The sequence below is a fragment of the Streptomyces sp. NPDC033845 genome (genome assembly GCF_055576225.1).
In genome coordinates this window covers 1-20352 of record NZ_JBVIRI010000008.1, presented here as the reverse complement: position 1 = coordinate 20352, position 20352 = coordinate 1, and the positions used below count along the sequence as shown (strand labels likewise).

Here is a 20352-nt window from a genome sequence, read left to right as displayed (position 1 = left end):
TATCGCGAAGAAAAATACCCCCTGGGGTACTCATGCTACGCTCGAAATATACCCCAGGGGGTACCAGCCGGAGCCGCCGGAAGTCGCCACACCCACGGAGCGCAGCACCATGAACCTTCCCCGCACCCTCGACGCCCGCCAGGCCGGCAGCCGTCTCCACGAGCTGACCGTCCTGGACGTCCGCACCCCCGGCGAATACGCCACCGGTCACCTCCCCGGAGCCCTCAACATCCCCCTCGACCAGCTCGCCCGCGCCCTGCCCGACCTCCGCAAGGCCGCCGCCACCGGCCGGGGCGGGCTCCTCGTCGTCTGCGCCTCCGGGGCCCGCTCCGAGAGTGCCTGCGCGACCCTCGCCGCCAACGGCATCCCCGCCGCCACCCTGATCGGCGGCACCGCCGCCTGGACCGAGGGCGGCCACGCCCTCCAGCACCCCGAAGGCGCCGCCCGCGCCACCTGGGGCATGGAACGCCAGGTCCGCCTCGCCGCCGGCGCCGTCGTCCTGACCGGCCTCGCCCTCGGCCGCCTGCGCCCCGCCTTCCGCCTCGTCTCCGCGGGCATCGCCGGGGGCCTGGTGTTCTCCGCCCTCACCAACACCTGCGGCATGGCCGCCCTCCTCGCCAAGCTCCCGCACAACCGCTCGCGCCAGGGCGACCTCGAAGCCACCCTCGCCGCACTCCGCGACCGCTGACCCCTGCGCTCCCCACATACCCCCTGGGGTACCATGGGTGACCGAGCGCAAATCCAGGAGGCCCCGGTGAGAGTCGACGACGACGCAGTCAACGCAGTTCTCAACCGTCTGCGCCGCGCCCAGGGTCAGCTCGCGGGCGTCATCGCCATGATCGAAGCGGGCCGCGACTGCAAGGACGTCGTCACCCAGCTGGCCGCCGTCTCCAAGGCCCTCGACCGGGCCGGGTTCAAGATCGTCGCCAGCGGTATGCGCCAGTGCATGGCCAACACCGACGAGAACCAGGCCCCCATGACCGAAGAGGAACTCGAAAAACTGTTCCTCACCCTCGCCTGACCCCGGCCGACCGCGACGGGGCTGCCCTCTACGACCGCGACGACCGGACGGCGGTCACCGAGCGGAACCGGCGGACGGCTTCGGCGAGTCGGGAGTCCTGGGCGAACGGGTAGTCGGTGCCGAGCAGGACGCGGTGCCGGCCGCCCGCATGCCGTACGGCCAGTTCCAGCGCCTGCGCGTTCCCCTGGGTATGACTGTCGAAGCACAGGGTGGACGCGGCGACCCGCGCGACGGTGCCGGGGTCGAGCAGGAAACTGGCGCCGCCGGCCCTGCCGACGATGGGCCGGATGCGCGGGAACCGCTCCGAGAGCTCCGCGGCCAGCCAGTCGAGCACCACGGTGGTCTGTTCCGCCAGCGCCCCCACGGACCAGGCCAGTGCGCCGGGTTCGCACAGTGAGGGTCCGACACCGGTTCCGGACCCGGTACCGGCCGGATGGTAGAGGACCGCGGCCCCGGCCCGGTCCAGTGCCGCGTACAAGGGGTCGTAGCGCGGTCCCAGGGTGGAGGTGCCGTCGACGGCCGGGGGCAGTACGACGCCCAAGGCGCCGAGCCGGTTCACGAGGTGGTCGAGCTCGCGCAGCGACGCCGCCACCTGGGGGAGGGGGAGAACGCCCAGGAAGGCGAAGCGCCCGGGGGCCGTACGGACGACCTTCGCCAAGGCCTCGTTGGCCAACCGGGCCGCCCGTGCGTTCGTCCCGGCCGGGCCCAGCCCCGGGAACAGGGCCGCCGCATTGAGGACTTGGCGGTCGATGCCGCTGTCGTCCATCTGGCGGAGGCGCCTGCGCAGCATCGCCTCGCCGTCGTCACCCGGCCCGAACTCCCGCTGATGGCGACAGTCCTGGCCGTGCGCTTCGAGGAACCCGACGTAGGCGCGCGGCCACAGATGGGCGTGCCAGTCCGTGACGGTCATGCCGCCGACCGCCTTCCGCCCAGTTTGCGCAGGCGCAGCCCGGCGTACTGCCGTGCCCGCTCCGTGCCCGTCGTACCGCTGTCCTCCCTGCTCGCTTCCATCCGCAGGCTCGGGTTCGTGTCCCCGCCGAAGCGCCGGCACACATGCACATGTGCCGCGTAGAGCCGCCGCAGTGCCTCTTCGAGCTCCCGGTAGACCGGGCCCCCGGCGACCACCGGCAGCAGCCGGGTGCCGAGGCTGTCGAGGGCCTGCACCAGGTGGAAGTGGTCACGGGTCTGCAGGCCGCTGAATCCCGCGCCCACCCGTGGCGGGGTCATGGTGGGACGGATCGAACGGGCGTAGAGCTCGGGGGAGAAGTCCGCGGCGTGCCGCATGGCGAGCGCGGCACTCGTGCAGAACAGCACGGTCTGTTCGAGATGGGCGGTCTGTTCGGCGGCGGTGCGGGCGTGGACGGCGCAGGCGGAGGTGACGGTGATGGCCTGGAGGTGCGCGAAGAAGAGGCGGTGCCCGGACTGCCAGCGCAACTGCGCGGTGCGCCCGTCGGCCGGGCGCGCCGTCCGGTCCTCCGGCGGACGTACGAGGCGTACGGGGTGTACGAGGCGTGTGGGGTGTGTGGGGTGTGTGGGGCGTGACGGCTCTCCGCTTCCGAGCGGCGCAGGCGCACGCGCACTCTGCCGGTACAGCAGGTCGGAGCCGGATCCCACCAGCGCGGAGCGTTCGGCCGGGTCGAGGGAGGAGGGGGTGCGCGCCAGGTCGAGGGCGGTGTCGATCTCGGCGACCAGCAGGGACCGGAGGAAGAGGTCGGCCGGGCCGTGGGCCCTGGCCACGCCGAAGAAGGCGTCGTGTTCGCTGAACGCGTCCTCCAGGGAGGGCGCCTCCTGGGGACCGGCCGGCTCGTAGTGGTCCGGGGCCAGCACCCGCCGCAGTCGTCGCAACTGGCGGGGCCGTACGGGGTCGTCGGCGGTCGGCGTATCCGACGAGGTCGGGCGCGGGGCTCCGAGTGCCGCTGTCAGGGCGTCGACGACCGCGGACGCGGCGGATCGCAGTTCCTCACCCGTGGTGGGGAGGTCGCGCATGGGGAGGAGGGGAAGCGGTTCGGTGGTCACGGCGTCGGTCCTGTGCTTCCGTCAGGGGCTACCACGTCAGGGCATAGTCCGGGTCCAACAGGGGTAGTGCCTCGCGTCCGGGTTCGAGGCGTTCGTGCCCGTCGAGCAGCAGGGTCCACTCGGAGGTCTCCCGCTGGGCCCGGGTCGTCTCGGCGAGTCCGGGGGGCGGGCCGTGCGGGATGCCCGGCGGGAACACGGTCACCGATCCCTGGCGCACTCCGCTCTCCGCACGGGACCCGAAGTCCCCGTCCGCGAAGAGCAGGAGCTCGTCGCCGCCGAGGTTGACGTGCTGGTAGGGCACTTTGACTGCCTGAGGGTGGTACTCCAGCAGGCGCGGGGTGAAGAACACCAGATCGGCGCCGGGCATGGCGAGGACCTGGTGGACCGGCGGCGGCGCGTGCAGCCGGGCGGTCACCGGCTCGAAGTCCGCGATGTTGAGCGCGTACGGGTACAGGGTCCCGGTCCAGCCGACGACGTCGAAGGGGTGACGGCGGTAGGTGATCGCCGTTCCGCGGCGGCCGTGCCGGGTCAGGACGGTCACACCGTGCGCCTCGCCGGCGGGCGGCGGATCGGGGTGCCGAAGGTCGCGTTCGCAGTAGGGGCTCCCCTCCAGGAGCAGCCCGTGCGGGGACAGATAGCGGGCCGGAGGGCCGATCCGGCCCGCCGACTCGAACACGGTCAGCCGCAGCGGAGGTCCCGTATCGTGCGCCGCCGGCGGAGTCCGCCGCCCCGGATCGGCCGGAGGCGCGACGGCCCCGGGCCGTGGTTCGGTGGACGGGTGCCACGCGTGCACCACCCCGGCCGGGATGATCACGAGGTCTCCCGGCCCGACCTCCAGACCGCCCATCGAGGTGTGCAGCCGGGCCCGCCCCGCCTCCACGTAGGCGCACTCGTCGGCGCCCGCGTTGCGGTAGAGGGGCGAGGCGTCGGTGGCGACGGCGCGCCAGACCCGTAGCCGCTCCCCGCCCACCAGCATGATGCGATGCCGCACCGCGTCGGCACCCGTCCCGGGGGCGGGCGCCGGCCGGCGGGGGAAGTGCAGGGCGGCGTGCGGACCGGAGGGATCGGACTCCGTGGACGGGGGCTGCCAGACGGCACGCCCTTCGACACCCGCGGGATCGTACCGGTGGTAGAGCAGCGAGGACTCACCGTCGAATCCGTCGTCGCCCAGCAATTCCTCCACCAGCGGGGACCCGTCCGGCCCCGCCCAGTAGATGTGCCGTTTCGGCGGATAGCTCCCCACATTCCTGTAGTGCGGCATCGAATTCCTCCCGTCGCCGATGCGCACCAGCCTGACCGCCCGGAATTCCCGCCGCGTCGTCCGATCGGGCCGGGAAAGGACGAAAGCGAATCATCCGCACCGCGCTCCACCCGCCGCGAACGTGCGTGCTTAGCATGAGAAACCACTGCACGCGAAGGAATTCGACCGAGGACGAGCCAGCGTGACTGCTATGGGGCGCGGAGGTGCCTATGAGCGTCGAACGAGTCAACCACGTGGTCCTCTGGGTACGTGATGTCAATCGGTCCGCCGATTTCTACAGCTCCGTACTCGGCCTGTCGGTGATCGAGCGGCACGGCGACGAAAGGGCCTTTCTGCGTTCTCCCACCAGCCCCAATCACCACGACCTCGGCCTTTTCCGCGCCAAGGCCGAGGGAGGGGCGAAACCGGGGACCCCGGGCATGTACCACACCGCCTGGCAGTGCGATTCGCTCTCCACACTCGTGGACATACGGGAACGCCTGACGGCGGTGGCCGCCTATCTCGGAGGCACCGACCACGGCGCCACCAAATCCCTGTACGCCAAGGACCCCGACGGCCTGGAATTCGAAGTCATGTGGCTCACCCCGCGCGAGACCTGGGTGGAGGGGCGCCAGCCGTTCGGCCCGCTCGACCTGGAGGCCGAACTCCGCCGTGCGGACCCGCGAAGCTAGGCCGGACGCCGCCGCTCACCTCGTCGTCGGCTGGGGACGCGGCTGCCGCTGCGAACCGTCCCCGACCCCGCGGCGGCCGGTGGTGAAGATGCGGTCGAGGTGATGGCGCAGGACCGCGACGGCGGACTCCGGTGACCGCTGGCCGACGAGGATGCTGGTGCCCAGGGTGGCCGCCATGGCGAGCAGGCTGATCGCCTCGGTCCGGGCGTCGGCGGCCGGATCCGCCAGGGAGTCCTCCTGGGCCTGGTGCAGCAGTCCGGTCAGGGCGTTCTCGGCGGCGTCGGGGTTGTCGATGAAGGGCTGCGCGGCCAACGCCTCGTCGGTCACCGACAGGATCGCGTACGAGCTGTACAGCAGGTGGAACGTACGGCTCTCCTCGTCGGTCGGCAGCGAGGCCAGCAGCAGCGCCTCCACGGCGGCGCGCGGCCCCGGGTCCGGGCCGGCGGCGGCCAGGCGGGCGGTCACCCTCGCGGTGAAGCGGTCGGTGAGGTGCGCCAGCCCGTAGAAGAGCAGCTTCTCCTTCGTCTCGAAGTAGTACTGCACCAGCCGCAGCGACACCCCGGCCTCGGCCGCGACCTCGCGCATGCCGACCGCGTGCAGTCCGCGGCGTCCGGCGACCCGGATGAGGGCGTCGGCGATCTGGCTCCGCCGTTCCTCGTGGTCCACGCGCTTGGGCATGTGCTGTGCCTCCACCGGCCGGTGTCGAGTCCGCGTCCGGAGCCGGGTGCCCCGAACCGGTTCATGGTACCGCCGTACCAGCAACATGGTACGGTCGTATCACGAAGAACGGATCTTCCCGGAGGTGCCCCGTGCCCGTATCCACCACGACCCGTGCGCGCCGCGACGTCGGCCGCTATGTCAACGACACGCTCCGCGACCGCTACTTCGCCGCCGAGGACGTGGTCCACGCCATGGGCGCGCCCGCCCGCTCCGAAACGGACGTCGAGACGAGCTTCGGCACCACCCACGTCTACCGCTACGGCCCCACCGACCCCGCGGCGGCCTCCCGCACCCCGATCGTCCTGATCCACGGCGCCGGCTACAGCTCCGCCATGTGGTACCCCAACACCCCCGGGCTCAGCCTCGACCGGCCCGTCTACGCCCTCGACACCCCGGGCGACGCCAACCGCAGCGTCCACCGCGAACCCATGTGGCAGCCCGAACGCGCCGCCCAGTGGATGGACGAGGCCCTCGACGCCCTCGGCCTCGACGAGGTCCACCTCGTCGGCTCCTCGTACGGCGGCTGGCTCGTCCTCAACCAGGCCCACCGCCGGCCCGAACGACTCGTCTCGGTCACCGCCCTCGACCCCGGCGGCCTGGAGAAGGTCGGCCTGCGCTTCTTCGCCTGGGTGTTCATCAGCCTGTTCGCCACCTTCGCGCCCAAGCCGCTGCGCCCCCGGCTCGCCGCATGGCTGGACCAGCCGGTCATCGCCGTCCCGGAGATGCGCAAGTGGATCCAACTCGGCGCCCGCGCCTACCGGATCCGCCGCCCCGCACCCCTCCCGCTCGCCGAGGACGCCCTGCGCTCCATCCGGACCCCGCTCTACGTGATCATGGGCAAGCACAGTCTGCTCGTGCACCCCAAGCGCCAGCTGGAACGCATACCCCGGCTGATCCCCGGGGCCCGCGCCGAGATCATCACCGCGACCGGGCACGGCCCGCAGATCGACCACCCGGAGGTGGTCAACGCCCGGATGCTGTCGTTCATGCAGTCCACCGACACCCCCCGCCCCGAAGACGGGCCCGCCTGACACCAGTCTCCCACCGCGGCAGGTCTGCGCATCGTGGAGGAGGTGGCCGCGCCCGACGGGCTCGTTCCGCCCACCGTCATCGGACAGGCGTCGAGCGTCCCGTCGGAGGATGGGCGCGTCGAGGTCCTGAGGGACTCGGCCGGGCAGGTCCTAGCTGCCCCCGGAGTCCTCCGTCAGCCGCGCCGCGTCCTCGATCCGCCCCAGGTTCCGGTAGGTGGTGATGAGGTTGGAGCGGACGAGCCGGGTGTCGGGGTGGTCGGGGCCGAAGAGCCGGACGCGGGCGGCGAGGACGGTCTCCTCCAGTCGGCGTGCGTCCTCGTACCGCCCGAGGTCGCCGTAGGTGACGGCGAGGTTGGCGCGGACGCGGTGGGTGTCGGGGTGGTCCTCGCCGAGCAGCCGGATGCGGGCGGCGAGCACGGTCTCTTCGAGTCGGCGTGCGTCCTCGTAGCGGTCGAGCCCGCTGTAGGTGGAGGCGAGGTTGGCGCGGACGCGGTGGGTGTCGGGGTGGTCCTCGCCGAGGAGCCGGATGCGGGCGGCGAGGGCGGCTTCGTGGAGTTCGAGTGCGTCGTGGTGCCGTCCGAGGTTGCTGTAGGTGACGGCGAGGTTGGCGCGGGCGAGGAGGGTGTCGGGGTGCTCGTCGCCGAAGGTGCGCAACCGGTCCGCCAGGACGGCCTCTTCGAGTCGGCGCGCGTCCTCGTAGCGGCTGAGGTCGCTGTAGGTGGAGGCGAGGTTGGCGCGGGCCAGATGGGTGTCGGGGTGGTCTTCGCCGAGGAGCCGGATGCGGGCGGCGAGGACGGATTCGTGGAGTTCGAGGGCGTCGTGATGCCGTCCGAGGTTGCTGTAGGTGACCGCGAGGTTGGCACGTGAGAAATGGGTGGAGGGATGGTCGTCGCCGAAGGTGCGGAGTCGGGCGGCGAGGACGGATTCGTGGAGTTCGAGCGCATCGCCGTGCCGTCCGAGGGCGCTGTAGGTGACCGCGAGGTTGGCGCGTGCCAGATGCGTGTCGGGGTGGTCGTGGCCGAGCAGCCGGATGCGGGCGGCGAGGACCTGTTCCTTGAGTTCGAGGGCGTCGTGGTTCCGTCCCAGGCTGCTGTAGGTGCTCGCGAGGTTGGCACGTGCGCCGTGGGTCGAGGGATGGTCGTCGCCGAGCAGCCGGATGCGGGCGGCGAGGACGGCTTCTTCGAGCCGGCGGGCGTCCTCGTGCCGTCCGAGGTTGCTGTAGGTCGCGGCGAGGTTGGCGCGGGCGTTGTGGGTGTTCCGGTGGTCGGGCCCGTGGGCGCGTAACTGGTCGCTGAGGACGGCTTCTTCGAGCCGGCGGGCGTCCTCGTGGCGTCCGAGGGCGTTGTAGGCGGTGGCGAGGTTGGCGCGGGCGGCGGAGATCTCGGCGTCGTGCCGGGGGTTCGTGGGATGGCGGAGCTCTTCGACCAGTTGTTCCCAGTGGGTGGCTTCGCCGTGGTGGAGCCCGCTGTTGTGGAGGCTGCGGCCGTAGTGGAACGCGAGGTCGTACCGTGCCGCGGTCCGGCCGAGTGCGGGGCTGCGGTTGAGGGTTTCGGTGTTGCTGCGGAGTACGGGCACCAGGTCCGGCTGGAGGTGTTCCACGCTGTGCTCGGGCCAGAGGGCCGACACGGCGGCGGCCGCGGTGTCGGCCAGACGTGCGGCGGTCGGCGCGGGGGTGGCTTCCTGGACGGCGCGGGCGGTGAGCGCGTGGATGCGGACGGCGCGGTGCGGAGTGCTGCTGTCGTAGGTGATCAGTGCGTAGCGGTGGAGCAGGAGGAGCGCTTCGCGGACCTGCTCGGCGCCGACCTGTCCGGTTCGGCCGTGCTCGGCTCCGGCCCGGCCGGCCGTGGCGCGCTCGGTGCCGCCGACTCCGTCCCGTCCGGTCTCGTCGACGAGGTACTGGAGCACTTCGGCCGTCTCCCACAGCCCGGTGGGCTGGCCTGCGGGGTCAAGGAGCGCGGCGAGGCGCAGGACGTGCCGTACCAGACCGTGCGGGTCGGCGGTTTCCGCGGCGTCGAGGGAGAGCAGGAGGGCGGCGGCGATCTGGCGTCCGTAGTCCTCGGTATCGGCCCAGGCGGGCAGCAGTTCGTCGAGACGGTGACGGCTGTCTCGCAGCCGGTGGAGGTACCGGGTGCAGGTGGTCTGCTGGTGGATGAGGTAGGCGGCGGCGTGCCCGAGGGCGAGCGGGAGCCGTCCGAGGGTTTCGGCGAGTTCGCCTTCCTGGCCGTCCAGCAGGTGGCCGTAACCGTCCGCGGTGAGCCGGCCGGCGAGAAAGGCGTGGGCCTCCTCGACCGTGTAGGCGTCGACGTCGATACGGGACCGGCCCTGCCCGGTCAGGGCCGGATCCTTGCGGCGGGTGGTGGCCAGCGTCCATCCGGTCCCGGGACGCGACGGCGGCCACCAGTCGGCGAGCGCCGCGGGCTCGGTGATGTCGTCCAGGACGACGAGCCAGGAGCGATCCGTCCCCGCGAGCCACTCCAGGAACGCCCGGGCGTCGTGCTCGGGGTCCGTACCGTCGGCTCCGGCGGCGCGTACGCGCGCGGCGGCCCGGGCGTAGCTGGTGATGACCTGGGTGGTGTCGCCGGCGGGTGCCCACAGGACGAGGTCGGTGGGCAGCAGGGCGGCCTCGTGCGCGTAGGCCGCGGCGAGCTGGGTCTTGCCGACCCCGCCGCCGCCGGAGAGCACGTGCGCGGCGGCCGCCGTACGGCCGGTGAGGACGGCGGTCCCGCTGACGGCACGGGCGGCGTCGATCGCCGCCCGCAGGGCTGGCCGGGGCTGGAACGCGGACGCGGGCCGCGGCGGCGTCCCGATCCGCACCGGCCAGGAGACCACCTCCCGCGGAGCGGGAAGGTGGACGTCGATCCGCCGGTTGTCGACTCGGCGGTTGTCGATCTGCCGGTTGTCGATCCGGCGGTTGTCGACGGTGCTCCCGGCCCCGATGGCACTGCCGCTGATGTCCCCGCCCGCCGCCGTCCCGGCCCCGGCCCGTACCGACACCGGCCCACCGGGCCCGCGCCCCGTCGCAGCGGCACCCGTATCGTGCGCCGTGGCCGGTCGGCCGCCGTCCGTGCCGCTGCCATCGCCATCACTGGCGCCACCGCCACCGCGACCGCCACCGCCCACGCCACCGTCGGCGGTGGACGGGTCGGTCGCGGCTTCGGGCTCCGGAGCGCGGTTGCGGCGCCACCAGGGGGTCACCGAGCCTCGCTGTCGTCGCCGAGCGCGCTGCCTTCGATGTTCCCGCCTGCGGCGATGCCGTCCCGCCCCGCCCGCACGTCGCCCGCAGGGGCAGAACCCGCCGCCCCTGCCCCCGTAGGACTCGGGCCCGCACCGGACCCGCCGGGCGTGCCGGAAACCGTGGACCGGTCACCGACCGCACTGCCGATGATGCTGCCACCCGCCGCAACACCGCCACGCCCGGCCCGAACCCGTAGACCCCCACCGCCGCCCCCGCCGGAGAGCGAACGTACGGACACGACCAGCCCCAGACCCGCCAGGACGGCCCCGACGATCCCCGCGACCTGCCCGGCCGCGTCGAGATCGGCCACCACCAGTGCCGTGATCAGACCCGCCGCCACGACCCCCGTCGCCGTCGCGGCCGCCCACGCCCACCCCTGGGACACACCCACCACCCCATCACCGTCAGGAACGCTCGCCGACCACCAGCCCGAGATCGCGACACCGCACCCGCACCCGCACCCGAATCCGCATCCGTATCCGCAAACCAGCTCTCCTGCCAACCCGACGGTAGTGCGAACCGCCCTCCCACACGGGGGAATCCGCGACTCGGGCAGCCGGAGCGCGGAGCCTGCCACCCGGCACGGATGCCGTCCACGGCCGAGGGATGCTCCCAAACTCCTCCCGGCCCTCAGGACTTCATGGCATCGTGAAGGTCAGTCAGGGATGCCTGACGCCCGAACGAAGGAGAAACCGGCATGGGCTGGGCTGACGAGACCGGTCGACACGAAGGCTCCGCGGTGGCCGTCCTGGCCACCGGTTGCGACGCACCCCCGATCGCCGCCCTCGGCGGCAGCACCGCCTGGTGGGACAGCGACGGCACGGTGTCCGAGCGCGCCGCCGGCGTCCGGGCGGCCTGCACCTGCGGATGGCGCGGCACCGAAGTCCACCCCGTCGTGTTCGCGGATCCCGAGGAGACGGAAGGCCACGGCCGGCGCACCGGACCGGTCGCCGACTGGGAACACCACGTCACCACCACCGAGGGCGCCGTCCCCGCGGACATCGACCGGCTGGTGAACGTCCTCAAGGAGCGGATCGCCGAACTCGCCCCCACCCAGCCGCTCGCGGCCCTGCGCGCGGTCGCGCTCCTCCAGGACCAGCTGCCGTCCCTCGCCCTCGACACCGTCCGTACGGCCCGCGCCGGTCTGGTGACCTGGGAAGCGATCGGCGCCTCCCTCGGCTGCACCCGGCAGTCGGCCCACGAACGCTTCGCCCGCCACCTCCAGGACGACGAGGACTGAGACAGCTGCCGGGCGGGGCGGCGCGGCGCGGGTCCGGTCGGGTGGCTCAGCGGCGTACCGAATAGCGCAGGTGAAGCACCCGATTCCCCTGGAGTACCACCTCAGGGTCCTCCAACAGGTGCTGCGCGTCGACCGACCCGAAGAACCGCCTACCGGACCCGAACACGACGGGCGCGACATCCATCCGCACCTCGTCGACCAGCCCCGCCGCGAGCATCTGCCCGCCGACATCGCCCGCGGCCACCTCGACGACGCGGTCACCCGCGAGCTCCTGCGCCTTGGCCATGGCCGCCTCGACACCGTCGACGAAATGAAACGGCGCCTTCGGATCCCAGCCCTCGGGCATCGGCCGGTGCGTCACGACGACCACATGCTCGATCCCGCTCGGCGGCTCCCCGCCCCAGCCGTCCGTCAGATCGAAGACACGGCGGCCGGCGATCGTGACACCGATCCCGTCCCAGTACGGCCGGGTGTAGTCGTACGAGGTCCGGGACACCTTCAGCACGCCGCCGGCATCCAGCGGGACGTCACCGCCGGTCAACCAGTCGAAGAGCGGTCCGGGCTGGTCGTTCTCGTCCGCGACGAACCCGTCCACGGACACCGAGCCGTACATGACCACCTTGCCCACAGGCTTCTCCTCTGCGTTCGGTTGGCCCAAATTAGCGCTTAGCGAGCCCCAGCTGCCGCAGGAACCCCATCGCCCCACAGCGCCCAGCTGGGCGGGCGTTCAGGGCCCGGGTTCGTCCTCCCAGGTCTCGGGCCCACCGCCGCGCCATTCGACCAGTGCGGGGTCGTCCAGCCGGACCTCGTCGGGATCCAGGCCGATCCGGCGCAGGAACTCCAGCAGGTCGGACAGCCCGGCGGCCCGCCCGAGGGCCACTCCGTTCGCTTCGACCCGCCGCCTGCCCTGACCGTCGGGCCGGTACACGACCACACGCAGCCCCCCGTGCCGCTCCGAGCTCACTCCGACCCCCACGGCGCTCAGCTCCCCGACGCCGCGCGGCAGCGCAGGCGTATGAGGTCGGAGTCGAGGTCGAGGTCGGAGTCGAGGTCGAGGTCGGAGTCGAGGTCGAGGTCGGAGTCGAGGTCGGGGTCGGGGTCGAGGTCGGAGTCGAGGTCGGGGTCGGGGTCGAGGTCGGGGTCTATGGCGGGGTCGGCGGAGGCCCCGCACCCACCGCTCACCTCACGCGCGGCGCGGCGCAGGTCCGCCGGGCCGCCGCCCCCGGCGGGGCGCACCCAGTACGGGTGGCTGTGCAGCCGCAGCGAAAGGGCGATCAGCCGACGCCGGGCCCCGGTCGTGCCGGCACCGAGCGGGGCCGCCGCGAGGTCGGCGTAGGCGGACAGCCAGGCCCGTTCGAGGGCGAGGAGGTCATCCGGGAAGCGGAACGTTGCTCTCACCCCCCAATGGAAACACGTGTTCGAATACTTTGCGAAGCCCGTACCGTCCCTGCCCGCGAGCGGCCATCGGCCTCGGCCCGCGAGGGGCGGCGGGAGAAGGCCCCCGCGTGGCATCCGGTCGGGGTGGTCGTCGAGGTCGACGGGCCGGTCGTACGCCGGCACTACGGCACGCACGGCACCGTCGAGCACGCTCCCCTCACGCCCACCGCCACCTTGGTACGCAACCAGCAGCGGGCCTTCGCGGAGCGTGCCGAGCCGGTGGAGTGGAAGGTGTCCATCTCACCGAGGACCTGCGCCTGGGCACCTTCGGCCACCCCTGGGAACAGACCCTGACCGTGTGGGGTCCGCAGCTCCTCGCGGCGGTCGAGGCAGACCTGACCGAGCTGCTCGGCGAACCGATCCGACGCCGCGCGTGACGCTGCCACCCCCAAGTGGCTGGTCTTCCGCGGCGCAAACGGCCAGAACGCCACCCGGGCCAAGCAGAACGCCGAGTGCGACCTCAGCTCGCCGCCTTCTTGTCGCCGGTCGAGGGCGTCCCTAAGGTGGTCGGGTCCGTGTCGCCGGGGGAGAGGTGCAGCGCGTGATGCGACGGTGGGTTCCAGTGGCCGCGGCGATCCTGGTCCTGGCCGCCTGCAGCTCGGCGGGCGAGGCCGAACCGGTCTGCGAGCTCGTACGAAAGCTGCCCGATCCGATGCCCGCGCCAACGGCCGTCGGCGTGTCGTCCGACTCCTACGTCAAGGAGGCCGAGCGGCTGGCCGAGGCAGCGGAACTCGCCCGGGTGGCAGCCCTGGAGGACAAGGACCACCAACCACTGGCCGATGCACTGGCCGAGGCCCGCCAGATCTTTAACGTCAGCTCTGACCTGAGCCTGGCCGAACCGCATGTCAAGAAGGCGCGAAGCCACTGCTGACCCACCGCACCGGCCCGGTCGGCCGTCCCGGCCGGTGCGGGAACAGACGGCTTGCCGCCCGCGGGCCGGCTCAAGCCGGCCGATCAGCGCCCGGCGCTCTCCTCCTCCGCCGACGGGCCGCTGCTCCCCTTGTCTTCACTGCCGGAAGCGGTGAAGGGCCGGGTCGTACACGGGGGCCGGGAACCGGGTGCCGGTGACGGCGTCGGGGACCGGGGTCCCGGGGGTGGTGGTCAGCGGGATCCAGCCGGCCCAGGTTTCGACTCGGTCGTCCTTGGGCTCGTCCCGGGCGAATCCGGCGCGGACCTTCATCGAGAACTCCTCGATGGGCATGGTCAGACAGGCCGTGTACTCGGCCTCCTCCACGCTGGGCCGCCGGGCCGGGTACGGTCCTGACAGCCGCCCGGGGATGACGCTCTCGACGACCTCCGCGAGCGCGTCCGCGCGCTCCTGGGCGTCCTCGATCGCGGTGGCCCGTCCGAAGACCATCACCGAGCGGTAGGCCGCAGAGTGGTGTGAGGAGGCCCGTCCCAGGATCACTCCGTCGATCAGCGTCGCCGTGACGCACAGCGGGATCCCCGACGCGGCCGCGGTGATGAACCGGCCGAAAGCGGAACCGTGGAGCAGTAGTTGGTCACCCACCCGCATGTGCAGGGTCGGGATCATACGAGCCGACTCCGCCTCCCCGAGCCCGGGACCCGCCAAACCAGCTCACAGCAAGGCGTCCGGCCTACTCCATCGCCCGGCAGGACCTGTGGCCGGGCCTGAGAGGGAGTTCGAGGAAGGCTGCCCGCCCGCTGAGTGGATTGCTTTCCGGGGCGGTGGGGGAGGTAGCGTCGGGCGTGCGGGAATTGCTGGTGATGGAGACGGTGCTGGTGCTGGTGCTGGTGTTGGTCGGGCTTGATGGTTGAGGTGTCTCGGGTGGATCCTGCCCGGTTCAGGAGTGGGGATCTCGGCGAGGCTGAGGCGTTTCTGTCCTCGGCGTATGCAAACGCGCGGGTCGCGCAGACGGACGCCCGACCCGCGGCCCGGCCCCGTGATGCGGGCCCGGGGGCAGGGCCGCGTGGCGGGCGTCTGGAAGTGGTCCGGCGGGCCGCCGAGGGTTTCAGCGTGGACGATCTGCGCGTGGGCTTCGGCCTGTCCTTCGATGCCGCGCCGCTGGACGCGGTGTGCGTGATCGCCGTACGGGCCGGCACCATCGAGGCCGGAGACGACGGGCAGCCGTGGCAGTCCTTCGGCGCGGGCGAGGTCTTCCTGCACACCGCCGGGACGCGCCCGTTCTCGGGCCGGGTCGAGAACGCCGAGTACATGGCCGCGGTGCTACGGCGTCCCGTCCTGGAAGCGGTGGCGGCGGGACTCGGACACGGGCACGGACACGGGCCCGGGCACGGAGACGGAAACGGGCGGCCCCTGGAGTTCACCGCCCGCAGACCGGTGGACGCCGACTCCGGCCGGATGCTGGCCGCGACCCTCACCCACCTCCGCGAAACCCTCCTCCGGGTTCCGCCCGCCCCGGCCACCGCCGCCGGCCCGGGCCGCGAGAACGGGCCCGCGGACCGTCTGTGGGACGCCGCCGGCGGGCGGCTCCTGGCCACCGCCGTCCTCCACGCCTTCCCCCACACCCGTATGGACACCGCCCGGATCCCCGCGGACAGCCGGGACGCCACGAGCGACACCCTGCGCCGGGCCATGGCCTTCATCGAGGAGAACGCACACCGTGACATCGGCCTCGCGGAGATCGCGGCGGCGGTGCCGGTGACCGCACGGGCCGTGCAGTACGCCTTCGCCCAACACGCCCGCACCACACCCCTGTCGTATCTGCGTCGGGTGCGGCTGGCGCACGCGCACGAGGACCTCAAGCGGGCCGCCCCCGGCACCACCACCGTCTCCACGGTCGCCGCCGCCTGGGGCTTCACCCACCGGGGCCGCTTCGCCGCCGCCTACACCCGCGCCTACGGCCACCCGCCCCACCACACTCTCGCCGGCGACGCGCCGACCCGTCCCGGCGAGCCGGGCAGTAGCCGTACGGCCGGGCCGGCCGACTTCGGTGGGAAGGTCCTCGTCCCGACACCGAGGGCGGCCACCAGAGCCGCCGCGCCCGCAGTATCCGCCGGGGACTGACGGGCCCGGACGGCGATCAGCGCTGAGGGCTCGCCACGGGCACGGCCGAAGTGGGGGTCGGCCCGGGTCGTCCGGCTGTGCACCGTGCCGACCGCGCCGACCGTTCCGACCGCGCCGACGGGAGTGAGCCGCGAAACGAAGACCACCTCGCTCCGACAGGCCTTTCCCTCGTGACAGGGTGTTATGTGGCATGAGGCCGTCCGGTGGGTACGGGCGGCAGCTGTGCACTGGTTCAAGCGGGAGGTTTGGTGGCATCGCAGGTGAGGGCGCGGTCCGGGACGGACGGCGCGTGGGCCCTGGTCTGTTCAGGGGAGTTCGATGTGGACACCTCGGGCCAGCTGGAGACGGCGGGCAGGGCGGCCGCCCCCGAGGGCCCGCTGGTCGTGGACGTGCGCCAGGTCGCCTTCGCGGACTCCTCCTTCCTGACGGTCCTGCTGCGGCTGCGGCGTGACCGGCCGCTGGTGCTGGAGGGCCCGCTGCCCAGGCAACTGCAGAGGCTGTTGGAGATGACCGGAGCGCTGGAGCTCTTCGAGTTCCGGGACTTCGGGACGGATCCCGACCGCTCCGAGGCCCCGGGCCCCGAGGGCTGCTGACCGTCGTCCGGCCCAGGCCCCGTCGTACGCCTCCGTGTCCGCGTTCGTGTCCGCGTACGTGAACGCGTGCGCGCACGCGTGAAGCGGCCCCTGGTGCCACCACCGAGCTGTGGTGGCACCAGGGGCCGCCCGGCGCGTGCCGGTGATCACCGCTGCGGGCGGTCAGATGCGCGGGCCGCCGAAGGGGGCCCCGGTGCCGTAGTAGGTGCCGAGCTGGTCGCGGTAGCCGGAGTCGCCGAGGTGCTTGTCGCGGTGGAACTCCGGTGCGTCCTTGATCTGCTCCTTGGTTCGGTCGACGTAGATCTTCTTGTCGTCCTCGTCGATGCGGGTGATGGTGCTGGCGGGCAGGAGGACCTCCTTGCCGAAGATCCACACCCCGGTGTCGACCACGATGTAGCAGTCGTCGACCTCGTCGGAATGCTTGTCGACCTTGCCGATGCCGCCGTCGGTCGCCTCGACCTTGAACCCGGTGAGGTCAGTGGCGGGCAGCCGGTTGGTGGACGGCTGGTAGGCCCACATGTTCTCCGTCACGATGAAACACTCCTCATGTCGTGCGAGCCGGAATTGCATTCCGACCCAGCTGTTGTTCGCATTGTTGAAATGCCGGCTTAGCCGACTGCCGGAAATGCCGGCGCTACCACCGGTACCAGCGGCCGCTGCCGGTCTTCGGACGTGCGACGAATCCCAGCAACCAGACGACCAGGACCGCGATGGCGATCCACCACAGAATTTTCGCCACGAATCCCGCAGCCGCGAGAATGAGGACAAGGAGCAGTACCAGAAGCAGGGGACCCATTCTTATCAACCTCCGAACACGCCAATGCCCTGCGTTTTCCCGTCTACACCTCCGCTCGCACCGGCCGCCGGGACGGGAAGGGGGTGTCGCGTTACGCCGGCCGGCCGAAGAGCCACGTTGAGATGGCGCTCCGGGGGCAGAGAAGTAGCCATGGACGGCAATCGCGAGATGGACCCGGAGCACCGGGTGCCCGAGGACGTGGACGAGAGGACGGTGCGCGCACTGGGCGCTCTGTCGAAGGCCCTGGAGACCACCGAGCGGGCCCGGGGCCACCTCTACGGCTTCCACCAGCTGACCGGAACCGCCGACTTCGAGCTCGGCGATGCCGTCGCACTGCTGCGCGAGGCCGGGCACGAGGAGCAGGCGGCCCGGCTGGAGCACGAGATCCTGGGCCGCAACGTGATCCCGGGCCGCTGGACCTTCCAGCTCATCGAGGAGTACAACGCCACCTACTACCGGCCCTTCGCGGCCATGGAACGCGAGATCCTCGACGAGCTGGCCGCCGGACGTGACCACCTCCACGAGGCCCGGCTGAAGACCGAACGCCGGACCCCCGGCCATCCGGACCACACACCGACCCCCGGCGACGGCTGAGGCACCCCCGGCCGCAACCGCGGCCGTCCCGTGTCGCGGTGCATGAAATCTCGCTGGTGAAGCATGCGCGGAAGATGGAATGCGTCATATACGAACGGGGCTCCGGCCGGGCCGAGCACCTGGAGCAGGGTGAGTGTGAGCTCCCCGATCGCCCTGACCGCCCCGATCGCCCCGGCCGGTCCGTCCTCAAGCGACTGCGCGGGCTGGGCGAAGGAGAGTTCGCCTGGGTCCGGCTCGCGAGTCCTTCCGAAGGCGAGCTGCTCCGGCTGGCCGAGGAACTGGGGTTGCACCCCCTGGCCGTGGAGGACGCCCTCCACGGTCGGCAGCGCCCGAAACGCGAACGCTTCGGCGAGGTCCTCGCCATCGCGCTGAAGACCCTCCGGTACGTGGCGGAGGAGGCGGCGGTGGAGACCGGTGACATCCTCATCTTCGTCGGCCCCCGCAGCGTCCTCACCGTGACCCACGGGCCCATCGACCCCTGTGCCGAGGCCGCCCGACGGCTGGGCGCGGATCCGGGCATGCTGCGGCACGGGCCGTGGGCGGTGCTGCACGCCGTGCTGGACGTCGCCGTCGACGCGTACAACGACGCCGCCCGGCGGGTGCGCGGCACCCTCAACCGTCTTGAGGACGAGGTGTTCTCCACCTCCCGCGTCGACCACACCCAGGCCATCTACTCCCTCAAACGGGAAGTGCGGGAGTTCCGGGACGCCGTGCAGCCGCTCGTGCCGGTGGTCCAGGGGCTGCTGCCGGGCGGTGCGGCGGAGAAGGACCAGCCGCCGAAGGCTTCCCCGATCTCCCCGTACGTTCGTGACGTCGCCGATCACCTCCACCGCACCGACCTGGAGGTCCGGACCCTGGACGAACTCCTGGACTCCGTGCTGGGCGCCCAGCAGGCCCGCGTGGGTACCTGGCAGAACGACGACATGCGGCGCATCTCCGCCTGGGCGGCCATCTTCGCGGTCCCCACGATGGTCGCCGGGGTGTACGGCATGAACTTCGCCCATATGCCGGAACTCGGCTGGACCTACGGATACCCGCTCGCCGTCGGCCTCATGGCACTCGCGTCCGGTGTCCTCTACCGGGCGTTCCGCCGCAACCGCTGGCTGTAGCCACCGGCAGATCTCGGCAAGCAGGACTCCGGACCCCCGCCGAGCAGGGCGAGGTGCACAACGAACTGCTCCAGTCCCAGATCGAGGCGGTCACCCCCGTCTGCTGGAAACTCGACGAGGCCGGCGGCCATCTGCGTCGAGGTCAGACGCCCCGATGTCCAACCGGGTGCCGAGGACGCCGTCCTGCTCGCCGGAGTCGTCCGCGCGCTGGTGGCCACGGCGCTCACGGAGGAGAAGGCCGGTATGCCGCCGCCAGCGCCCCGGAGGTCCTCCAGGCGCCAGCGCCCCGGAGGTCCTCCAGGCCGCGGACTGGCACGCTGCCCGGTACGGACTGAACGGCATCCTGGTGGGCCGCCGAGGGAGGTCTCCCGGCCGTGACCGCGCTGATCACCGGCTCCATGTCCGCCGAGTGACCCCCGCCCGCCCCGCTGATGCGTCCGGCTACTCGACCACCGCTGCGGGACGGGCCCCGTGGGCCGGGTCGAGGTCGTGGCGCCAGGCCAGGCGCACATGTGTGATCCTGTCCCCCCATTCGCCCAGGTCGGCGACATCGGCCTCGAACAGGTCCCAGTCCGTTCCCTTTCCGTCCTCGGACACCTCCTGGGGGTGCCGGGCGTAGACGAAGAGCAGGGAGGACGACGCGGGGCCTCCCGACCGGGGTGGGGCGGGCGGGGGGAGCCTGACGGAGGCGATGCCGTCGAGTCCGAGTACGGCCAAGGCGTAGGCCTTGCGGTCGGGGGGTATGGGCGTGCCGTTTCCCTGGAAGCCGGGGGAGGCGAAGAGGGTGGCGTCACCCTGGGTCCTCGCCGCGGGTTCTCCCGACCGCGCGCCCTCCCCGGCCGGGCCGTGGGCTGATCCGTACGGGTCCTCCAGGGGGGAGGAGAAGTCATGAGCCTGTGCCATGCCGTTCCGTTCCTTTCTTCCGGCTGCCGCCGCCGGCCCGTGCTCCCGCCGCGTGGACGGTCCGGGCCGATGGCGGCTCCTCAGGCGCTCATGCTCGCTCCGGGCCTGTTCAACCGGCCCTCGTCCTCTCCGTACGGCGATCGGGGACGCCGTGTCTCCCGGGGCTTCAGGTGGGGCGACGGGTGTCGGCGACCTCGTGGCGGCGGTGGTCGGCACGGTCGTCCGCGAACCAGTAGTCGCCGGCGGCGAGTTGGCGGGAGGGGCGGTCGGAGCCCCCGACCGGCTCGACCGGGCGGGCGACACCGGCCCTTCCCGCCCTTCCCGCCGGGCCGGCGGGCATGTCCTGGAGGAGGAATCGGGTGCTGCCGCGGTGCGTCGGGTGTCGTCGGTGTTCGAACACAGGGGTGTCTCCAGCCCAGGGGTCGGTACGGATGGGAGGGGTGGGTGGCCGCGCGATGGAGCGGGCGCGATGCCCTGCCACCGTGACACGCCGGAGAGGGGACCGCCGCCCCGGAGGGCGCGGTGTGCGCCGACCGGGTGACGGGCCGGTCGGCCCGGCACCGGGCGCCAGACGATGCTCCCGCACCCGCACGCCAGGACCAGTGCCGGCCCGCCGAGCTCCTGCCCCGCTGCCCCGCCCTTCAGATGTCGAGGAAGCGGACGTCCTTGGCGTTGCGCTGGATGAAGGAGCGCCGGGCCTCGACGTCCTCGCCCATCAGCACCGAGAACAGGTCGT

General features: G+C 72.3%; 24 protein-coding genes. 11 read left to right on the top strand and 13 right to left on the bottom strand.

Features of this window, described 5'->3' with window-relative positions; translation table 11 throughout:
* Positions 1-109: 109 nt before the first annotated feature.
* Both ACZ50K_RS18635 and ACZ50K_RS18630 read left to right on the top strand, forming a co-directional pair.
* A complete protein-coding gene (locus ACZ50K_RS18635) occupies positions 110-688 on the top strand; it encodes a rhodanese-like domain-containing protein (RefSeq protein ID WP_468904075.1) in 579 nt (192 codons plus the stop codon).
* 66 nt (positions 689-754) lie between these two features.
* A complete protein-coding gene (locus ACZ50K_RS18630; RefSeq protein ID WP_468904073.1) occupies positions 755-1021 on the top strand; it encodes a metal-sensitive transcriptional regulator in 267 nt (88 codons plus the stop codon).
* A 28-nt stretch (positions 1022-1049) separates the two neighbouring features.
* Here the strand turns inward: ACZ50K_RS18630 and ACZ50K_RS18625 are convergent, their stop codons facing one another.
* Genes ACZ50K_RS18625 through ACZ50K_RS18615 form a run of 3 tightly spaced genes read right to left on the bottom strand, consistent with a single transcriptional unit; the run spans position 1050 to position 4298 of the window.
* Entirely contained in the window at positions 1050-1931 is an 882-nt protein-coding gene (locus ACZ50K_RS18625; RefSeq protein ID WP_468904071.1) for an amidohydrolase family protein, read from the bottom strand.
* Positions 1928-3037: a hypothetical protein gene (locus ACZ50K_RS18620; RefSeq protein ID WP_468904069.1), complete on the bottom strand. Its 1110-nt coding sequence runs from the start codon at positions 3035-3037 to the stop codon at positions 1928-1930. Before ACZ50K_RS18620 ends, ACZ50K_RS18625 begins: the two co-directional genes overlap by 4 nt.
* 28 nt (positions 3038-3065) lie before the next feature.
* Positions 3066-4298, bottom strand: a complete 1233-nt coding sequence (locus ACZ50K_RS18615; protein WP_468904066.1) for a cupin domain-containing protein — start codon at positions 4296-4298, stop codon at positions 3066-3068.
* A 209-nt stretch (positions 4299-4507) separates the two neighbouring features.
* On the opposite strand from ACZ50K_RS18615, the gene ACZ50K_RS18610 reads away from it, so the two are divergent.
* On the top strand, positions 4508-4969 hold the full coding sequence (locus tag ACZ50K_RS18610; RefSeq protein WP_468904064.1) for a VOC family protein: 462 nt from the start codon (positions 4508-4510) through the stop codon (positions 4967-4969).
* Positions 4970-4984: 15 nt separating this feature from the next.
* Here ACZ50K_RS18610 and ACZ50K_RS18605 read toward each other — a convergent pair whose 3' ends face one another.
* Entirely contained in the window at positions 4985-5647 is a 663-nt protein-coding gene (locus ACZ50K_RS18605; RefSeq protein ID WP_468904062.1) for a TetR/AcrR family transcriptional regulator, read from the bottom strand.
* Positions 5648-5778: 131 nt separating this feature from the next.
* Between ACZ50K_RS18605 and ACZ50K_RS18600 the strand changes: the two genes are divergently transcribed.
* Positions 5779-6720: an alpha/beta fold hydrolase gene (locus ACZ50K_RS18600; protein ID WP_468904059.1), complete on the top strand. Its 942-nt coding sequence runs from the start codon at positions 5779-5781 to the stop codon at positions 6718-6720.
* Positions 6721-6870: 150 nt separating this feature from the next.
* Here ACZ50K_RS18600 and fxsT read toward each other — a convergent pair whose 3' ends face one another.
* Positions 6871-9714, bottom strand: coding sequence for an FxSxx-COOH system tetratricopeptide repeat protein (gene fxsT, locus ACZ50K_RS18595; RefSeq protein ID WP_468904057.1), 2844 nt, complete (start codon positions 9712-9714; stop codon positions 6871-6873).
* A gap of 938 nt (positions 9715-10652) precedes the next feature.
* On the opposite strand from fxsT, the gene ACZ50K_RS18590 reads away from it, so the two are divergent.
* The gene (locus tag ACZ50K_RS18590) at positions 10653-11195 is read left to right on the top strand and encodes a hypothetical protein (RefSeq protein WP_468904055.1); all 543 of its coding nucleotides are present in this window, start codon (positions 10653-10655) and stop codon (positions 11193-11195) included.
* Between the two features lie 46 nt (positions 11196-11241).
* Here the strand turns inward: ACZ50K_RS18590 and ACZ50K_RS18585 are convergent, their stop codons facing one another.
* The 3 genes from ACZ50K_RS18585 to ACZ50K_RS18575 form a co-directional block, all read right to left on the bottom strand.
* Positions 11242-11823 carry a dihydrofolate reductase family protein gene (locus ACZ50K_RS18585; RefSeq protein WP_468904052.1) on the bottom strand — a complete coding sequence of 194 codons (582 nt, stop codon included), beginning with the start codon at positions 11821-11823 and terminating at the stop codon, positions 11242-11244.
* Positions 11824-11922: 99 nt separating this feature from the next.
* On the bottom strand, positions 11923-12171 hold the full coding sequence (locus ACZ50K_RS18580) for a hypothetical protein (RefSeq protein ID WP_468904049.1): 249 nt from the start codon (positions 12169-12171) through the stop codon (positions 11923-11925).
* 5 nt (positions 12172-12176) lie between these two features.
* Positions 12177-12593, bottom strand: a complete 417-nt coding sequence (locus ACZ50K_RS18575) for a hypothetical protein (RefSeq protein ID WP_468904047.1) — start codon at positions 12591-12593, stop codon at positions 12177-12179.
* A 263-nt stretch (positions 12594-12856) separates the two neighbouring features.
* On the opposite strand from ACZ50K_RS18575, the gene ACZ50K_RS18570 reads away from it, so the two are divergent.
* Positions 12857-13009, top strand: a complete 153-nt coding sequence (locus ACZ50K_RS18570; protein WP_468904045.1) for a DUF2716 domain-containing protein — start codon at positions 12857-12859, stop codon at positions 13007-13009.
* Positions 13010-13173: 164 nt separating this feature from the next.
* Positions 13174-13503: a hypothetical protein gene (locus ACZ50K_RS18565; RefSeq protein ID WP_468904043.1), complete on the top strand. Its 330-nt coding sequence runs from the start codon at positions 13174-13176 to the stop codon at positions 13501-13503.
* A gap of 135 nt (positions 13504-13638) precedes the next feature.
* Here ACZ50K_RS18565 and ACZ50K_RS18560 read toward each other — a convergent pair whose 3' ends face one another.
* Entirely contained in the window at positions 13639-14166 is a 528-nt protein-coding gene (locus ACZ50K_RS18560) for a pyridoxamine 5'-phosphate oxidase family protein (protein WP_468904041.1), read from the bottom strand.
* A gap of 444 nt (positions 14167-14610) precedes the next feature.
* Between ACZ50K_RS18560 and ACZ50K_RS18555 the strand changes: the two genes are divergently transcribed.
* Both ACZ50K_RS18555 and ACZ50K_RS18550 read left to right on the top strand, forming a co-directional pair.
* Positions 14611-15621: a helix-turn-helix transcriptional regulator gene (locus tag ACZ50K_RS18555; protein WP_468904038.1), complete on the top strand. Its 1011-nt coding sequence runs from the start codon at positions 14611-14613 to the stop codon at positions 15619-15621.
* Between the two features lie 248 nt (positions 15622-15869).
* Positions 15870-16214, top strand: a complete 345-nt coding sequence (locus ACZ50K_RS18550) for an STAS domain-containing protein (RefSeq protein ID WP_468904036.1) — start codon at positions 15870-15872, stop codon at positions 16212-16214.
* A gap of 162 nt (positions 16215-16376) precedes the next feature.
* Here the strand turns inward: ACZ50K_RS18550 and ACZ50K_RS18545 are convergent, their stop codons facing one another.
* Together ACZ50K_RS18545 and ACZ50K_RS18540 are read right to left on the bottom strand one after the other, a co-directional pair.
* Positions 16377-16745, bottom strand: a complete 369-nt coding sequence (locus ACZ50K_RS18545; RefSeq protein ID WP_468904034.1) for a PRC-barrel domain-containing protein — start codon at positions 16743-16745, stop codon at positions 16377-16379.
* Between the two features lie 103 nt (positions 16746-16848).
* Positions 16849-17010 carry a hydrophobic protein gene (locus tag ACZ50K_RS18540; RefSeq protein ID WP_468904032.1) on the bottom strand — a complete coding sequence of 54 codons (162 nt, stop codon included), beginning with the start codon at positions 17008-17010 and terminating at the stop codon, positions 16849-16851.
* A 150-nt stretch (positions 17011-17160) separates the two neighbouring features.
* Here ACZ50K_RS18540 and ACZ50K_RS18535 point away from each other — a divergent pair, with 150 nt between their 5' ends.
* Positions 17161-17604, top strand: coding sequence for a hypothetical protein (locus ACZ50K_RS18535; protein ID WP_468904030.1), 444 nt, complete (start codon positions 17161-17163; stop codon positions 17602-17604).
* A 56-nt stretch (positions 17605-17660) separates the two neighbouring features.
* Entirely contained in the window at positions 17661-18713 is a 1053-nt protein-coding gene (locus ACZ50K_RS18530) for a magnesium and cobalt transport protein CorA (protein ID WP_468904028.1), read from the top strand.
* Positions 18714-19154: 441 nt separating this feature from the next.
* On the opposite strand, the gene ACZ50K_RS18525 is transcribed toward ACZ50K_RS18530, so the two are convergent.
* Together ACZ50K_RS18525 and ACZ50K_RS18520 are read right to left on the bottom strand one after the other, a co-directional pair.
* Positions 19155-19616, bottom strand: a complete 462-nt coding sequence (locus ACZ50K_RS18525; RefSeq protein WP_468904027.1) for a hypothetical protein — start codon at positions 19614-19616, stop codon at positions 19155-19157.
* Positions 19617-19782: 166 nt separating this feature from the next.
* The gene (locus tag ACZ50K_RS18520) at positions 19783-20016 is read right to left on the bottom strand and encodes a hypothetical protein (protein WP_468904024.1); all 234 of its coding nucleotides are present in this window, start codon (positions 20014-20016) and stop codon (positions 19783-19785) included.
* Between the last annotated feature and the right edge of the window lie 336 nt (positions 20017-20352).

Coding starts and splice junctions, on each gene's coding strand:
- ACZ50K_RS18605 (WP_468904062.1), bottom strand. CDS start 5,647: ATGCCCAAGCGCGTGGACCACGAGGAACGGCGGAGCCAGATCGCCGAC.
- ACZ50K_RS18610 (WP_468904064.1), top strand. CDS start 4,508: ATGAGCGTCGAACGAGTCAACCACGTGGTCCTCTGGGTACGTGATGTC.
- ACZ50K_RS18635 (WP_468904075.1), top strand. CDS start 110: ATGAACCTTCCCCGCACCCTCGACGCCCGCCAGGCCGGCAGCCGTCTC.
- ACZ50K_RS18615 (WP_468904066.1), bottom strand. CDS start 4,298: ATGCCGCACTACAGGAATGTGGGGAGCTATCCGCCGAAACGGCACATC.
- ACZ50K_RS18540 (WP_468904032.1), bottom strand. CDS start 17,010: ATGGGTCCCCTGCTTCTGGTACTGCTCCTTGTCCTCATTCTCGCGGCT.
- ACZ50K_RS18535 (WP_468904030.1), top strand. CDS start 17,161: ATGGACGGCAATCGCGAGATGGACCCGGAGCACCGGGTGCCCGAGGAC.
- ACZ50K_RS18525 (WP_468904027.1), bottom strand. CDS start 19,616: ATGGCACAGGCTCATGACTTCTCCTCCCCCCTGGAGGACCCGTACGGA.
- ACZ50K_RS18590 (WP_468904055.1), top strand. CDS start 10,653: ATGGGCTGGGCTGACGAGACCGGTCGACACGAAGGCTCCGCGGTGGCC.
- ACZ50K_RS18560 (WP_468904041.1), bottom strand. CDS start 14,166: ATGATCCCGACCCTGCACATGCGGGTGGGTGACCAACTACTGCTCCAC.
- ACZ50K_RS18625 (WP_468904071.1), bottom strand. CDS start 1,931: ATGACCGTCACGGACTGGCACGCCCATCTGTGGCCGCGCGCCTACGTC.